Genomic DNA, 15,493 nt, shown 5'->3' with positions numbered 1-15,493 from the left:
CGATCCGTCGGTCAGGACGACGCTGCGCGGAGCTTCTCGAGCAGTGGCCCGGCGGCCTCGGAAAGGAAGCGCTCCTGGGTCTCGTCGCCGACCTGCACGAGTGCGATGTCGGTGAAACCGGCCTCCCAGTAGGGCGCCACCTTCTCGACGATCGCATCGAGATCCGGTCCGCAGGGGATGGTTCCGGCCACGTCCTCCGTTCGGACGAACTGTGTCGCACCCGCGAAACCGGCCGTCGTCGGCAGGTCCGCGTTCACGGCCCACCCACCCGCGAACCAGCGGAACTGGTCGTGCGCGAGCTCGGTGGCCGCCTTCTCGTCCGGACCCCAGCAGATGGGGATCTGGCCGATCTTCTTCGACTCCCGATTCAGGCCCGTGCCGATGTGCCTGGCCTTGTCCCAGCCCTCGACCAGCTCGGACTTCGGCTCCGTCGAGATCATGTGGTCGCCGAGCGGCGCGAACCGCTCGATCGACTTCGACCCCGAGACCGCGATGCCGATCTCGAGCGGGTGTTCGGGGGTGTCCCACAGGCGCGCCGAGTCGACGCGGTAGTGCTCGCCCTGCCACGTGATCAGTTCACCCGACTGAAGTTGCCGGATGATCTTGACCGCTTCCTCGAACATGTCCTGACGCTTGTCCACCGAGGGCCAACCCTCGCCGACGACGTGCTCGTTCAGGTTCTCGCCGCTTCCCAGGCCCAGCGTGAAACGGCCGTCGGCGAGGATCTGCAGCGTTGCCGCCTTCTGCGCGACGATCGCCGGGTGGTACCTGATGATGGGGCAGGTCACGTACGTGTAGAGGCCGACTCGGGACGTCGCCTGCGCCACCGCGCCGAGCATCGTCCAGGCGTAGGACGCGTGTCCCTGCGACGACAACCAGGGTGAGTAGTGATCGCTGGACACCTCGAAGTCGAACCCGACGTCCTCCGCCTTCACGGCGTAGTCGACGAGCTGCTTGGGTCCGCTCTGCTCGGTCATGAGGGTGTAGCCGAAACGTGTCATGGGCGTGGGTCCTCTCTAGATGGTCGCGACGGAACCGGAGTCGACGCGGTAGTTCGAGCCGTTGACGAAGCTGGCGCGCCCCGAGCACAGGAACGTGATCACCGACGCCACTTCCTCCGGGGTACCCCGTCGGCCGAGTTCCATGAACGGCCGGTCCTCCTTCAGGAAGCTCTCGATGGCCTCGTCGCGGTCGGTGCCACGCTCGTCGGCTCGCTTGTCCATCATCGCGTCCGTCATCGGGGTGTGGATGAAGGCCGGAGACACCGCGTTCACCAGGACACCCTCGGACGCATACGTCTTCGACAGTCCCTTGACCAGCGAGAGGATGCCGGCCTTGGCCGCGCAATAGGGCAGCTCGTCGATGTAGGGCTGCTCCGCGTCCTCGGACGCGAGCAACACGATGCGTCCCCATCCGCCCGCGCGGAGTTCGGGAAGGAAGGCGCGCACGACGCGCACCGGCCCGAGAAGGTCGACCTCGATCGTCGTCGACCACCCGTCGTCGTCGATCTCGTGGAACATGCCCTGTGCGCCGGTGATGCCGGCGCTCTGCACCAGGATGTCCACGGTGCCGAGCGCCTCGACCGCCTTCGCGTGCATCGCCTCGACGTCGGCGGGCTTCGTCACGTCCGCGGCGAACGCCGTGACGGCACCCTCCGGTCCGGTGAGCTCGGCAGCGCCGGCGGCCAGCTTGTCCTGGTCCTTGTCCGTGACGAAGACCCGGACACCCTCGTCGAGCAGCATCTGCGCCGTGCACCACCCGATTCCCGAGTCCGCGCCGGTGACGACAGCAGTTCTGCCCGTGATTCCGAGGTCCATGTGGTCCTACTTTCCTGTGTCGGAGGTCGTGTGGTCGTGGCCGCTGGCGAGCGTGAGCGCAGCGTTGATGAGAGCGAGATGGGAGAGCCCCTGCGGGAAGTTGCCCAGAAAGGTCGACGGTTCGTCCTCGGCCGACCGGTCGGGATCGATCATCTCGGCGAAGAGGCCGACGTCGTTGCCGCTGGTGACCAGTCGATCCATGAGTGCGGTGGCCTCGTCGTCGCGGCCGAGCTTGGCGAGGGCGCCGACGACCCAGAACGAGCAGGCGACGAACGTACCCTCGACCATCTGCATGCCGGAGTAGCGATAGAGGTGGTCGCCGGAACCGAGTTCGTCGCGCAGAGCGTCGACGGTCCTCGACATCCGCTCGTCGTCGACGCACCGACTGCCCGCGTGCAGCAACACGGAGGCGTCGAGCTCATCCGTGCCCGGGTACCAGACGTAGGCGCCGCGGGACTCGGACCAGCAATTGTCGTCGATCCACTGGGCGATGTGGTCGCGCTCGGTCACCCACCTGTCCGCGATGCCGGGAATCATGCCCTGCTCGGAGAGGTGCACCGCACGGTCGAGCGCGTGCCAGCAGCCCATCTTGGAAGATGTGTAGTGCCGGATCGTGGGCAGCTCCCAGATTCCGGCGTCCTTGCGGCGCCAGATGTCACACGTCGTGTCGGCGATCTCCGCAAGGAGTCGGCCCGTGGGCGCGTCGAGTACGTTGCCCGCGTCCACGTAGAGGGAAACGATGTCGAACAGGTCACCGAAGATCCCCTGCTGCAACTGAGTTGCCGCCTCGTTTCCGTTGATCACCGGACCGACCCCGCGCCACCCCGGCACGTCGGGATATGTCGAGCCGCCCGGGATCTCACCGTTCAGGGTGTAGAACACCTGCGTGATCTGCTCGTTGCTGCGGATGATGCGCAGCAGCCACGCCACCGCGGCGTGGACCTCCTCGCGAAGACCGAAGCGGATCAGCGCTTTGATCGTGTACGCGGTGTCACGCACCCACGCGTAGCGGTAGTCCCAGTTCTTGGCACCGGCCCACCGCTCCGGCAGCGAGGTCGTCGCCGCCGCCGCGATGGCACCGGACGGGCTGTACAACAACAGCTTCAGTGCGAGGGCGCTGCGATGGACCTCGTCGTGCCAGGGGCCCTCGTACCGGAACTCCTCGGACCACATCTGCCAGTTGGCGATCGTGCGATCGATGCCCGAATCGACGTCCTCCGGCACCGGGAGATACAACGGTTCCACCTCGGTACCGACCACGGCCACGAGGGAGCGCGAACCGACCGCGGTGGTGAATCGACCACTGATGGAACGAGATTCGAGCTCGATGTCGTCGGCATTGAGAGTGCGCACGCCCAGAGTGACACCGTCGACGCGCAGCACCGTACCGTGCACCGTCTCGTACGACCACGGCGACGCCGTTCCCAGACACGTCCCCGGAGCGACGGACCACTCCATGTCGACACTGCCCTCGACGCCCTCGACGCGCCGTGCGAGCTCGGTCCACGGAAGGCGTCCCGCCACACCGGTGTTCAGCGAGTCCGTGACGTTCACGACGCCCGACTCGGTGGTGAACGTCGTGACCAGGACATTGGTGCCGTCGGCGTACCGACGCGTGGTCGTGAACTCCTCCGCCGGGCGCATCGAGATGTAGCCGCCGGACTCGGCGTCGAGCAGTGCCGCGAACACCGGCGCGGTGTCGAGATTGGGAACGGGAAACCAGTCGATGCGCCCGTCGTCCGCGATGAGCGCGACGGTGCGGCCGTCGCCGATCGCCGCGTAGTTCTCGATCGGTGCGTAGCCGTTCTCTCTCATCCGAGGCGCGCGATCATCGAACTGTCGATGTGCGCCAACAGGTCTGCAGGATCGTCGTACACCGCGGTGGCGCCGGCCTCGGTCAACTCGGCACTCGAGACGCCGCCACTGCGCACTCCGATACACGGGACGCCCGCTGTGACGGATGCCTTCACGTCCCACACGGAATCCCCGACGAAGACGGCGCGCTCGGCACCGACGCCGGCACGGTCCAGCGCGATGTCGACGATGCGCGGCTCAGGCTTCGCCGTCTCGACGTCCTCCGACGACGTCAACTCCGAGACGATCTCCTCGACCCCGAGAAGTCCGCGAAGGATCGCGAGTTCGTTCTCCGGTGCCGAGGTGGCCAGCACCACCTGCAGCCCGCGGTCTGCTACCGCGCCGAGCAGGTCGAGCGCACCGGGCAGCGGCGACAGCAGGGAGGACATCTCCTCGTAGTACTGCGTGTGTAGTTCCTTCGCGCGTTCCGCCGCGCCCTCGGGTGCGTCACCCGCCAACGACGAGAGCAGCTTCACGCCGTCCATGCCGATCGAGCGGTGAATCCGCCACGAGTCCACAGCGATACCGGCGTCGGAGAAGGCACGAGCCCAGGCGTGGACATGGGCGTAGTTCGAATCGACAAGCGTGCCGTCGATGTCGAACAGAACGGCGGGAGAAGTCACCCTCCTCGACTACCCGGGGGTGGGGGACGACAAACGGCGGGAGGGCAGCGTCACGACCGGGTGGCCGCCTCCACCGGCACCGTCTCCCCCGTGAGCGTCCTCGGCGACCAGAGCCCGTCGGTCGTGGCAGCGGCGATGCCAGGTGGCGACAGCGCCACCGGAGTGAAGACGAGGGTGCTGCCGTCCGAACACGTGAAGGTGACCGCATCAGGACCGACGGAGCATTCGAGCCCGTCGGATGTCGTGATCGACGTGATGGGCCCCGCCCCGGAGAACACCGTGGCGGAGGCTGCAGCGGGAGTGGTGGTGGTGGTGGTCGGCGCCGGAGACGTCGTGGTCGTTGCGGCGGTGCTCGACGATGCAGGAATCGTCGTCGCGTCGGTCGGTGACACCACCGAGGACGCCGACGGCTGAGCGCTGGTCGTCGTGACCGGTGTCGTCGCGGCCGCTGTCGTCGCGGCCGCTGTCGTCGCGGCCGCTGTCGTCGTGACCGGTGTCGTCGTGACCGGTGTCGTCGTGACCGGTGTCGTCGTGACCGGTGTCGTCGCAGCCGGCGGTTCCGCTGCGGCTACTCGCGCAGATGCGGCGGTGATCGACACGGGCCCGGTCGGTCCGCCTCCGCACGCCGCGTCGACCAGCACCAGGGTGAACCTGATGTCGAGAAGGATGCCCCCGAGCAGTCCCAGCCTCAGGATCCGGCCGTTCTCCAGCACGAGGCTCGAGCGCGCAGACGACGAGTTGTCGACGACACTGCGAAGTGTTCCCGACACGCCAGGCACCACGACGGTGGACCCGCTCTGGGGGAAATCGAACGACACCGTGCCGCCCGCAGGCGGAATCGCGACGGCGTTTCCGCCTCGAACGGTGATCGAACCCCGAGGGTTCAGCGTCGTCACGTTTGCCGCACTCGGAGGTGTTGCCGTGTAGGTCGGCCCGGAGGTGGTCAGGTCACAGGATGCGGCCGATGTCACAGGCGACGGCACCGAGACCACGTCTGTCGACCCAAGGCCGAGAAGCGACAGCAGTGACGCGTACAGCGTGTAGGACGACAGAGTTGCGCGCGCGTTCACTCTCTGCGACGGGACCGTCGTGCACGGTGCCGGCGTGTTCGGCGCCCATCCGTAGGCCGCGCACGACGAGCCTTGAATCGGTGTTCCCGGAGCAGCGCCTCGCGAAGTCAGCTCGTTGGCCAACCCGAGTACCCCGGCGCTGCTGTACGGCCCGGCCGTGGTGCTGGTGACTGTTCCCGGAGCCGCTTGCGATCGCGTCGCTGCCGGTCCGGGCCACGGCGGGTTCGTTCCGCCCGCGAGCAGATCGAATGCGAGACCCGACGCTGAACCGACGCGTCCGATCTCCGCGTACGCGCTTCCGGCGCTGGGCCATGATCCGATCGACACGGTGGCCGCTGCGTGGTCCCGCCCCTGCCAGGCGGCAACGGTGCCATCGGTGTTCGAGACCACCGACACGACCGTCAGCACAGCAGCGATCAGGACCAGTGCCACCGAGCGCGGGCGGCTCACGGTACCGGCCGCTTCGGCGTTCTCGGCCAGAACATCGCCACGACGAGAGCCGCCATCGAGAGGGTCAGAAGCGCCAGAACCAGGGGACTAGAGAACCACACCACCACCTTCGCGAGGCCGGGCACCGACCACAGCACCTTGCGCACCTCGGTGACGTCGTATCCGGCCGGATCTTCGTACTCGTTGGCATCGCCCTTCAGCTCGAGGAACGTTGCGCCGTCGCGGCCGGGCGAGGTCTCGACCACACGGTGCGTGACAGGCAGCTCGCCGACCCGTGCGATCGTCACGACATCCCCGGGAACGACGGAGTCCGCAGGTACCTCCCGCACCACCGCGAGTGACCCCGTCGGCATCGTCGGTGCCATCGATCCCGTCTTGAACATGATCAACGAGATGTTCAGGGTGAACGACAGAACCACCAGCACGATGCAGACGACACCGCCGAGCGCGAGAACGTTGAGAACGGCGTCACCCAGGCGGGAGAAGGCCGAACGACGCCGAGGGGGCGCTGCGTGACGAGTCGACATGGTGTGAGCACTTTCTGGTGGCGCGAAGGGGTGATCGGGCACGTGGACTCAGGCGGTACCGAGGAAGGTCCACGTGGCCCGAACGGTCGACGACGCGGCCCCGGCGGTCCACACCGCGAGGGTGTCGGGCAGCGTCATCCTGAAGCACAGAGGCACAACGGTTCCCGTGGTCGTCGGCGATCCTGCCGGGAGTACGACGGCCCCGCTCGCCGAATCGGCGGACAACGGGACACCGCCCGTGACCGAGCCGACGACGAACGATGCCGTCGAGCCGAACGAGGTGCTGTCGCACGTGGGCGATCGAACGACTGCGTACTGCAACAACGATGCGAGGCCCGAGGGCACCGACGCCGTGCCGTCGATGGTCACGGCCACCGCCGGCGACCCGGCAACCGAACGCAACGAGATCGCGCCGTAGACCGACTGACCCGGGAGCAGCGGCGCAGCCGGAAGCAGAGAGAGCACGGCAGGCGCGGCCTCCGAGTGGGTCGCGAAGGGCGCCCCGAGCGTCGCCGACTCGAAGCCGAACGGTGTTGTGCTGAATGCCGATCCGCCCAGGACCCGGTCGGTCCACGACGCCGCGACGTCGGTGGCCGAGAGTGCCGCGACGACGAGTCCTACGACCAGACCGATCACGGCACCGAGCCGAGCCCGTCGTCCGACGACGGCGTCGTGCGTCCGCGGTTCCGCCGCAGTGTGCCGAGATGGTGCGTGACGAGACATGGGGTGACGAGGAGCAGCCGATTACGGCGTCGGCACCACGGCCTCGGCCTGGAACTGCCAGGTGACCGTATTGGTGGTCTTACCGGCCGCCTGGTCCGCGGTCACGGTCGCAGGCAGGGTCACGGCGAAGCACAGAGGAAGAGCGGTGCCGGTCTTCGGCAGCGTGATGGCCTTGGAGGCGCTTCCCGTGCCGAGGGCACTGCCGACGGGGACGACACTCGCGCCTCCGGTGATCGTTCCGGCCGCGCAGTTCGCCGCGGTGACGCCGCTGACGACCTGATAGGTGAGAAGGGGTGTCAGCGCCCCCGTCGTCGGCGTGGCCCCTCGGAGGGTCACGGCCGCGTCGTATGCGCCGCCTGCACTGGTTCCCAAGCCGACGCGCAGGGCAACCGGCGCGTACACCGTCGTGCCGGGGCTCAGCGCGGAGAAGCCCGTCGTGTAGTTGAAAGTGCCCGCAGTCTCGGCGGTGTTGTATTCCTGCCACGCCCCACTGCCGGCGGCCGAGAAGTCACCCTGCACGTTCCAGTTCTCCGCTGTGAACTGCGCGGTGCCGAACACGTTGTCGCTCCATGCAGCCAATGTCACCGCCGCTCCGACGCCGAGAACCAACCCGCCCGCGAGGAGCGCTCGAACCTTGCGGCGACGGACATCACGCTGCTCACGCTCTGTCTCGACGGTGAGATCGGTGGTCATGGCAGGTCCCCGTTTCGCTTCGACGAGCCATTACCGCAATGGCTGCGAGCGAACTGTAGATCCATTCTCGAAACCACACATACCGAACGTTCTTCAACTTCTGCGAACCATTGATCGGTACTCGGGGTCACACAGACCGATCGGGGCGATACGACGAGGCCGTTCGATGAACCGGGCCGGGACGTGAGCCTGTCGGCGTTGCCGCCGCCGCTTCGGTGCCCGAAGCAGCGAGCCGGCAGAGAATTCTGACCACACGTTTCAAACGTGATCTACATCACACACGGCAACGCCCGCCGAACCCGCTGAGGGTGCGACGGGCGGCGTCGAGAATCGGAGCGGATCAGACCTTCGCGGCCTCGTCGGCCGGGTCATCCACCGCGCCGGCGCCGGTCGTGGGGGCGGTCTCGCCCTGTCCGGAGCGCACACCCTCCTCGACCTTCTTGCCGATCTCGGGGTCGACGTTGCTCCAGTACTGGAACACCCGCTGCAGCACAGGCTCGGTGACACCGTTGAGCGCGTGGCCGACGATGTTGCCCACGAGACGCTCGCGGGCGTCGTCGTCCATGATCTCGCGCACGAGAATGCCGGCCTGGACGAAGTCGCCGTCCTCGGGATGCTGCACGTACCCGGTGCGCACGAATCGGGGCTCGAAGTCCCAGGCACCGTCGTCGCCGTACGCGTTCATGTCGGCGGCGGGACCACCGTACGAGTTCGGGGCGTACACGGGCGTCTCCGCAGAGTTGTAGTGGATGTTCATCGCACCCTCCTTGGAGTAGGAGTTGATCTCCGCCTTCGCCCGATTGACCGGCAGCTGCGCGTAATTGGTGCCGATGCGGTACCGGTGCGCGTCCGCGTAGCTGAAGATGCGTCCGAGCAACATCTTGTCCGGGCTCGCACCGATGCCCGGAACGAGGTTGGACGGCTCGAACGAGCTCTGCTCGATCTGGGCGTGGAAGTTCTCCGGGTTCTTGTTCAAGGTCATCGTGCCGACCTCGATCAACGGGTAGTCCTTCTGCGACCAGACCTTGGTCAGATCGAACGGGTTGTACCTGTACGTCTCGGCATCGTCGTACGGCATGATCTGCACCTTGACGGTCCAGCTCGGGAAGTCGCCGTTGCGGATCGATCCGAACAGGTCCTGACGATGATGATCGGGCGACGTGCCCGCCAGCTCGTCGGCCTTGTCCTGTGTCAGGTAGTCGATGCCCTGATCCGTCTTGAAGTGGAACTTGACCCACGACTTGGTGCCGTCGGCAGCGATGAACTGGTACGTGTGCGAACCGAAACCGTCCATGTGGCGGAACGACTTCGGGATTCCGCGGTCACCCATCAGCCAGGTCACCTGGTGCGCCGACTCGGGCGACAGGGTCCAGAAGTCCCACTGCATGTTGTTGTCTCGGAGACCGGAGTCGGGCATGCGCTTCTGGCTGCGGATGAAGTCCTGGAACTTCAACGGATCGCGCACGAAGAACACCGGCGTGTTGTTGCCGACCATGTCCCAGTTGCCTTCGGTGGTGTAGAACTTCAGCGCGAAACCGCGGGGGTCGCGCCACGTATCGGGGCTGCCCTGCTCGCCCGCGACGGTGGAGAAGCGCGCCAGCATCTCGGTCTTCGCGCCGGGCTGGAACACCGCCGCCCGCGTGTACTGCGAGATGTCACCGGTGACCTCGAACGTGCCGAAGGCGCCTGCACCCTTGGCGTGCACCACACGCTCCGGGACCCGCTCACGGTTGAACTGCGCCATCTTCTCGATGAGGTAGTGATCGTGCAGCAGGATCGGTCCCTGCGCACCCGCAGTGAGGGAGTGCTCGTCGCTGGGAACCGGGATACCGGCGTTGTTGGTCGTGGGCCTCGGCTGTGTCATGAGTCCAGTGCCTCCTGTTCGTGGCAGACGCGAAGCGTCGCGGTGTGACGCAGAACGTCCGTCGTACCCGCATACCCGGGCATCGACTCGCGCACACGCAGAATGTCGATCCGTTCCAGTATGACCCCTTTTCTGGAATCAGTCCAGTTACGTTCGTGGTGTCAGGGCGACGGGTACAGGAGGGGCAGTCCCCGCTCCCCCACGCCCAACTCCTGGATCGACCACTCGCGGGGGTCGATCGCGTACTGGGAATGGTTGGTCGCCAACACCGACGTGCCGCGGAAGGCCAACGATGCGGGAGTGACGAGAGGCACCGCCAGCGCTGCCCTCGCTTCGGGGGACGGGAGCGCGCCGACGACGCCACGTCCGGGCTCCACGATCTCGACGTCGTTGATGATCGGGTTCGCGACCGCCACGTAGACGCGGCCCGACTCCCCGATGGCGATGCCGTCACCCTGTGACGTCGTGGCGATCTCCTCGCGAGTACCCGGACCACCGTTCCCGTCGACGCCGAGGCGGAACAGCTTCCCGCGGAAGATCGACGGGTCCGCTGTCAGGGAGATCGTGACCACGAAGACGAGGCGGCCCTGCGCGTCGAACTGCATGCCGTTGACGCTGTACAGCGACACGAAATCTGGACTCTGGTACCAGATCCGAGCCTCACCGCCGCCGGCCGGCACCTTCCAGATGGTGGCCTGGTTCAGATCGCTCACGTACAGATTGCCCGCCGCGTCGAACACCGGGTAGTTGGGCCACGCGGGTCGATCGACAGGGCTCGGCTCGCACGGGACGATCCCCCGACCACAGGACGGCAGATCGGGGAACGTCGCGTAGACCGACTGGGCTCCCGATGCAGGATCGAGTCGTACCGCACGCGCACCCGACCAGTCGAGCGCGTACACCCGGCCCGCACCGTCCAGCGCGATGCCGTTGACCCCGTGCTCGGCGTCCGGGGAATGCCCCACGAGATCGTAGGTGCCGATCAGTGCACCGGATCCGTCGTGATGCCAGACCGTTCCCGTCGATCGGGGCCGATTCGATCCCGTCCACACGCTGCCGTCGGACGGATCGACGGCGATGCCCTCCGGCTGTCCGGGCAGCGGAAGCTCGGAGAACGTTCGTGCGCCACCGGGCGCCGGCGACGGTGGTACGGCGGGATCCGCACTCCCCGTGGCACTCCCGAACACTGTCATGGCGGCCACTGCCACCACGGTGACCATGACTCTGGTCAGAGAGAACGTCGACACGTCAGGAGCCCCCCGGCACGAATTGCGCAGCACTGTGCTGCTCCGGTGGACACTACGGTCAGTCCGACCGTCCCCTCGTGTCCACTCGTCCAGGGCCGCGTAGCGGGCATTGTGCCAGGTCACACACATGTCGGAGATGGGGGATTCGTGTGGCACTCTTCGGTCGTCGAGATGGCAGCAGTTCTGGGGGGAATACAACAATGCACAGTCGTTCGAGCAGATCCGGTCTTCTGCGGCGGGCGGGACTCGTCGCCGCTGCGGCCGTCACCGCGGTCGCCTCCTTCACGGGCACCGCCTCGGCCGACCCGGGACCGGTGGCACCGTCGACCCTTCTCGGATCGATCAGCGACGGCCCCGGCCAGTTCCACGTCTTCCGCACGGTGGACAGCGGCAATCGGCCGACTGCCGAGGACACCGCGCGGTGCAACGCCCAGTACGGCGTTCCGGCCCAGTACCTCCTCGTCGAACGTCTCGACGCCCGTATGTACACGTTCCAGTCGGACCCCGCGTCCGGCGTGCTGACCGCCGAGACGGCGCGCAACGTCGGACCTATCTACGTGTGCGACGGGCTGGGGCTCGACGGAACCCAGATCCTCGACCAGTGGGGCACTCTCGACGCTCCCGGCCTCGGCCGTCTCGACATGCGCGGACCGTGCGGCTTCGAGCTCTACCCCGGATCGCCCGGACGCGGCGCCGTCGACTGCGTTCTCCGCATCCAGCCCAACGCGTCCGGTGTGAGCGCCGGTGTCGCCACCAGCAACTCGGTGGCCAACCCGTTGCGTCTGCCCGGTGGACGCACCGGATCGGTGTGGACGCTGTACTCGCTCGGCGAGGGCACCGCGCCCGTCGATTCGGCTCCGCCCGCCGGAATCCCGCAGCCGACGGGCCCGATCGCCTACAACGTGACACGCGAGGTGAACTCCCGATCGGTGGGATCGTCGCCGTCCTGTGCGGGAGGCGAGCGCACCACCGAACTGCACGCGGCGAGTGTGGATCCGGCCACGGGCGCGGCCTCGACCTCGCCCAGCGAGATCACGGCCGCGACGGCGCGTGTCTGCTACTCCCCGACGGCGCAGCCCGAATTCGGTGCTGCCCTGACCGTCACGTACGACAACCTGCCCGGTGGCCCGCTGACGGTCGAGGGACGCGGTCAGTGCCGCCAGAACTCGCTGCCCGGCATCGCCGACGTGCAGCAGAGTTGCGGCCTCACCCTCCCGCCGAACCCCGCACGCGGACTGGCCGGCGGACAGGTGACCATCAACGGACTGGTGCCGGCCGGTGACCCGGCAGGGTCCGCCAACTCGGCGATCTGGACCACCTCGCTGCTGGGACCCATCTCCGGCAAGTGACCGAACGGGACAGGCCCCGATCTCCGCGAGGAGGTCGGGGCCTGTGTCGTCTCGGGGTCGAGCCCGCGCGAGTCAGCGGTTCCGACCCACCACGGTGAGCGGGAGTCGCAGTGCGCCGGGTGCTTCGGCGGGAACCACGGGAGCGACGGGGCGGACCGGGGCGAGGGGTTCGTACCCTGTGCCGACCGGCGGACGCTCATCGTTTTCTCCCTTGTTCGGCCACAGGGCCATCGCCCGCTCAGCCTGGGCGGTGATGGTGAGCGACGGATTGACGCCGAGGTTCGCGCTCACGGCCGATCCGTCGACGACGTGCAGACCCTCGTGCCCGAACACCCGGTGGTACGCGTCGATGACGCCCCGTTCCGGCGTCGCACCGATGACACAACCACCGAGGAAGTGCGCGGTCATGGGAATGTCGAACACGTCCGCGAACGAGCCACCCGGGTCGCCGCCGATCTTGTCCGCGGCCTTCCTGATCGCGATGTGCCCCTCCGGGATCCACTTCGGCGGCGGGCTGCCACCTCCCGGGCGGGAGGTCAGACGCCGACCGAATCGACCTTTCCTGGAACCGAGTTCCAGCGAGTTGTCGTCGGTCTGCATGACGAGCGCGATGACGGTGCGTTCCGACCAGTTCTTCACCGACAGGCTGCGCACGGTGGCGGCCGGATGGCGCAGCGCGACGCCCAGCGTCTTCAGCGGTCGCGGCAGCCTGCCGCCGCCGTCACTGAGAACGGTCTGCAACAGTCCGATGGCGTTGCTGCCCTTGCCGTATCGCACCGGCTCGATGTGCGTGTGATCGTTGGGGTGGAACGACGAGGTGATCGCCACGCCCTCCGTGTAGTCGATCTGCCGGTCACGCGCCGTCGCGGCCAGCACCGCTTCGGAGTTGGTACGCACCACGGACCCGAGCTTGTCCGACAGGTGGGGCAGATTTCCGGTCTCCTTCATCGCCAGCATCAACTTCTGGGTCCCGTAGGTGCCGGCGGCGAAGACGACGTGGTCGGCCGTCATCACGGTCTCCTTGCGCCGCAGCTTCGCACCGGTGCGACGCGTCCGCACCTCGTATCCACCGCCCTCGCGGGGACGCACCGAGGTGACCGTGGTCAGCGGATGCACCATGGCACCGGCTTTCTCGGCGAGGTAGAGGTAGTTCTTCACCAGGGTGTTCTTGGCGCCGACACGGCAGCCCGTCATGCACGCACCGCACTCGGTGCAGCCTGTCCGGGTGGGTCCGACGCCACCGAAGAACGGGTCCGGGACGTCGCGACCCTTCTGCCCCGGCTGACCGAAGAACACGCCGACCGGTGTGGTGCTGAACGTGTCACCGACGCCCATCTCCTCGGCGATGTCGCGCATGACCTTGTCCGCGGGGGTGATGGTCGGGTTGTCCTCGACGCCCAGCATCCGACGCGCCTGCTTGTAGTATGGCGTCATCTCCGCTTCCCAGTCGGTGATGTCACCCCACTGCGGATCCTCGAAGAAGCGGCTCGGGGGCTGGTACAGAGTGTTCGCGTAGTTCAGCGATCCGCCGCCGACACCGGCTCCGGCCATCACCAGGACATTGGGGAGCAGGTGGATCCGCTGCAGTCCGTAGCACCCGATCATGGGCGCCCACAGATACTTCCGCAGTCGCCAGCTCGTCTTGGGCAGCTCGTCGTCCTCGAAACGACGACCGGATTCCAGGACACCGACTCGGTATCCCTTCTCGGTCAGACGCAGGGCGGAGACGCTGCCGCCGAAACCCGATCCGACGACGATGACGTCGTAGGTGTTCTTCATATTGCTGCCTTCTCCGACGGTGTACTTCCCACAGTTCGGCCGACGTCCGGCCCTCCGCGCGCCCGCATCGTGCGGTAGTTCTCGATGTCGAACGCGGCGGTCGCCTTGCGGAACTTCCACGTGAAGGTCGGCCACATGGCCGAGTTCCGTCCACTCGCGTCCAGGTACCAACTCGAACACCCACCGGTGTTCCACACCGTGCCGGCCAGGTCGGCGTCGAGAGACGCGTTCCACTCGTCGACCGCGGACGGACTCACGTCGACGGCATCGACGCTGCGACGCGTCATCTCGCGCAGAGCGGATTCGACGTACGCCGACTGGGACTCGAGCATGTAGACGATCGAGCTGTGTCCCAGGTTGGTGTTCGGCCCGTACATGAGGAAGAGATTCGGGAAGCCGGCCATCGTCGTACCTCGGTAGGCGCGCGGGCTGCCGCCCCACCGCTCGGCGAGAGTTCGACCGTCGCTGCCGCGCAACAGATGTGCGACGGGCGGCTCGGTGGGGGTGAAGCCGGTACCGAAGACGATGGCGTCGACCTCGCGCTCGCGTCCCGCGGCGTCCACCACACCTGTCGGCGTGATCGAGGCCAGACCGCTGTCCACCAGTTCGACGTCCGGTCGCTGCAACGTGTCGTACCAGTCGTTGGACAACAGCATGCGCTTGCAGCCGATGGTGTAGCCCGGCGTGAGGCGCTTCCGGAGTCCGCCGTCGCGCACCTTCAGTCGGAGGAAACCCGTGGCTATCGTGTGCGCGATCGACAGAAGCTTGGGCCGCTTGGCCATCATCTCGACGTACATCTCGCGGTAGGCGTAGATCGCACCGCGCTGCGCCTCGAGTGTCCACGGCGCGCGGCGGTAGAACCATCGCTCGATCGGACCGCGCGTGCGGTCCATGCGCGGGATCACCCATGCCGGGGTGCGCTGGAAGACGTGCAGTTGCGACGTGACCGGGGCGATCTCGGGAACGAACTGGATGGCCGACGCACCGGTGCCCACGACGGCGACACGCTTGCCGCGCAGGTCGTAGTCGTGGTCCCACGTCGCGGAGTGGAAGGTGTGGCCGGCGAATGTGTCGAGGCCCGGCACAGCGGGCAGCTTCGGCGTCGAGAGCGTTCCCGTGGCCGCGACCAACACTCGGCAGGTCAGATCACCCTTCTCCGTGGTGACGTCCCAGACGCAGCGTTCCTCGTCCCACTGCGCCCCGAGCAGCGCGCAACCCGTGACGAGACGGTCTCGGATCCCGAAGTCGTCGGCCACCCCGCGCAGGTACCGATGAATCTCCGGTCCACGAGCGAAGGTGTGGCTCCAATCGGAGTGCGGGGCGAAGGAGAACGAGTACAGCGACGTCGGAACATCGCACGCGACACCGGGATACGTGTTGTCGCGCCAGGTCCCACCGACGTCGTCGGCACGCTCGATCACGAGCACGTCGGCGGACGGGTCCTCGCGGAGCACCCGCGCCGTCACACCCATACCGGCGAATCCCGATCCGACGACG

Annotated in this window: 13 protein-coding genes; 1 reads left to right on the top strand and 12 read right to left on the bottom strand. The window is 67.3% G+C overall.

The genetic code is table 11. From position 1 onward, the window contains the following. Positions 1 to 11 precede the first annotated feature (11 nt). From ASG69_RS19110 to ASG69_RS19065, 10 genes are all read right to left on the bottom strand, one after another. A complete protein-coding gene (locus ASG69_RS19110) occupies positions 12 to 1,001 on the bottom strand; it encodes an LLM class F420-dependent oxidoreductase (RefSeq protein WP_056443331.1) in 990 nt (329 codons plus the stop codon). A 15-nt stretch (positions 1,002 to 1,016) separates the two neighbouring features. Beyond that, the gene (locus ASG69_RS19105; protein ID WP_056443328.1) at positions 1,017 to 1,817 is read right to left on the bottom strand and encodes an SDR family NAD(P)-dependent oxidoreductase; all 801 of its coding nucleotides are present in this window, start codon (positions 1,815 to 1,817) and stop codon (positions 1,017 to 1,019) included. A gap of 6 nt (positions 1,818 to 1,823) precedes the next feature. Continuing rightward, a complete protein-coding gene (locus ASG69_RS19100) occupies positions 1,824 to 3,632 on the bottom strand; it encodes a glycoside hydrolase family 15 protein (RefSeq protein WP_056443326.1) in 1,809 nt (602 codons plus the stop codon). Next, entirely contained in the window at positions 3,629 to 4,294 is a 666-nt protein-coding gene (locus tag ASG69_RS19095) for an HAD family hydrolase (protein WP_056443322.1), read from the bottom strand. Before ASG69_RS19095 ends, ASG69_RS19100 begins: the two co-directional genes overlap by 4 nt. 50 nt (positions 4,295 to 4,344) lie before the next feature. Further along, complete coding sequence (locus tag ASG69_RS23160; RefSeq protein ID WP_235579012.1) at positions 4,345 to 5,064, bottom strand: hypothetical protein; 720 nt, start codon at positions 5,062 to 5,064, stop codon at positions 4,345 to 4,347. Positions 5,065 to 5,810: 746 nt separating this feature from the next. After that, a complete protein-coding gene (locus tag ASG69_RS19085; RefSeq protein ID WP_056443316.1) occupies positions 5,811 to 6,341 on the bottom strand; it encodes a signal peptidase I in 531 nt (176 codons plus the stop codon). A gap of 48 nt (positions 6,342 to 6,389) precedes the next feature. Then, the gene (locus ASG69_RS19080; RefSeq protein ID WP_056443312.1) at positions 6,390 to 7,064 is read right to left on the bottom strand and encodes a hypothetical protein; all 675 of its coding nucleotides are present in this window, start codon (positions 7,062 to 7,064) and stop codon (positions 6,390 to 6,392) included. Between the two features lie 21 nt (positions 7,065 to 7,085). After that, positions 7,086 to 7,757 (bottom strand): SipW-dependent-type signal peptide-containing protein, encoded by a 672-nt coding sequence (locus tag ASG69_RS19075; RefSeq protein ID WP_056443308.1) that lies wholly within the window; start codon positions 7,755 to 7,757, stop codon positions 7,086 to 7,088. Positions 7,758 to 8,097: 340 nt separating this feature from the next. Beyond that, positions 8,098 to 9,621: a catalase gene (locus ASG69_RS19070; protein ID WP_056443305.1), complete on the bottom strand. Its 1,524-nt coding sequence runs from the start codon at positions 9,619 to 9,621 to the stop codon at positions 8,098 to 8,100. 161 nt (positions 9,622 to 9,782) lie between these two features. Beyond that, complete coding sequence (locus ASG69_RS19065) at positions 9,783 to 10,868, bottom strand: SMP-30/gluconolactonase/LRE family protein (protein WP_156380587.1); 1,086 nt, start codon at positions 10,866 to 10,868, stop codon at positions 9,783 to 9,785. Positions 10,869 to 11,068: 200 nt separating this feature from the next. Between ASG69_RS19065 and ASG69_RS19060 the strand changes: the two genes are divergently transcribed. Then, complete coding sequence (locus ASG69_RS19060; RefSeq protein WP_027506657.1) at positions 11,069 to 12,217, top strand: hypothetical protein; 1,149 nt, start codon at positions 11,069 to 11,071, stop codon at positions 12,215 to 12,217. A 72-nt stretch (positions 12,218 to 12,289) separates the two neighbouring features. Here the strand turns inward: ASG69_RS19060 and ASG69_RS19055 are convergent, their stop codons facing one another. Next, the gene (locus ASG69_RS19055; RefSeq protein WP_056443299.1) at positions 12,290 to 13,996 is read right to left on the bottom strand and encodes a GMC oxidoreductase; all 1,707 of its coding nucleotides are present in this window, start codon (positions 13,994 to 13,996) and stop codon (positions 12,290 to 12,292) included. Beyond that, positions 13,993 to 15,468, bottom strand: a complete 1,476-nt coding sequence (locus ASG69_RS19050; protein ID WP_051613577.1) for a flavin-containing monooxygenase — start codon at positions 15,466 to 15,468, stop codon at positions 13,993 to 13,995. Before ASG69_RS19050 ends, ASG69_RS19055 begins: the two co-directional genes overlap by 4 nt. Positions 15,469 to 15,493 lie beyond the last annotated feature (25 nt).

Origin of the sequence: Rhodococcus sp. Leaf225 (genome assembly GCF_001426145.1) — a bacterium.
GTDB lineage: Bacteria > Actinomycetota > Actinomycetes > Mycobacteriales > Mycobacteriaceae > Rhodococcoides.
This window is presented reverse-complemented; position numbering and strand designations above follow the sequence as displayed.

Bases quoted from the DNA above. Each gene is read 5' to 3' on its own strand.
- ASG69_RS19110 (WP_056443331.1), bottom strand. From the start codon at position 1,001: ATGACACGTTTCGGCTACACCCTCATGACCGAGCAGAGCGGACCCAAG.
- ASG69_RS19105 (WP_056443328.1), bottom strand. From the start codon at position 1,817: ATGGACCTCGGAATCACGGGCAGAACTGCTGTCGTCACCGGCGCGGAC.
- ASG69_RS19100 (WP_056443326.1), bottom strand. From the start codon at position 3,632: ATGAGAGAGAACGGCTACGCACCGATCGAGAACTACGCGGCGATCGGC.
- ASG69_RS19085 (WP_056443316.1), bottom strand. From the start codon at position 6,341: ATGTCGACTCGTCACGCAGCGCCCCCTCGGCGTCGTTCGGCCTTCTCC.
- ASG69_RS19080 (WP_056443312.1), bottom strand. From the start codon at position 7,064: ATGTCTCGTCACGCACCATCTCGGCACACTGCGGCGGAACCGCGGACG.
- ASG69_RS19075 (WP_056443308.1), bottom strand. From the start codon at position 7,757: ATGACCACCGATCTCACCGTCGAGACAGAGCGTGAGCAGCGTGATGTC.
- ASG69_RS19070 (WP_056443305.1), bottom strand. From the start codon at position 9,621: ATGACACAGCCGAGGCCCACGACCAACAACGCCGGTATCCCGGTTCCC.
- ASG69_RS19060 (WP_027506657.1), top strand. From the start codon at position 11,069: ATGCACAGTCGTTCGAGCAGATCCGGTCTTCTGCGGCGGGCGGGACTC.
- ASG69_RS19055 (WP_056443299.1), bottom strand. From the start codon at position 13,996: ATGAAGAACACCTACGACGTCATCGTCGTCGGATCGGGTTTCGGCGGC.
- ASG69_RS19050 (WP_051613577.1), bottom strand. From the start codon at position 15,468: ATGGGTGTGACGGCGCGGGTGCTCCGCGAGGACCCGTCCGCCGACGTG.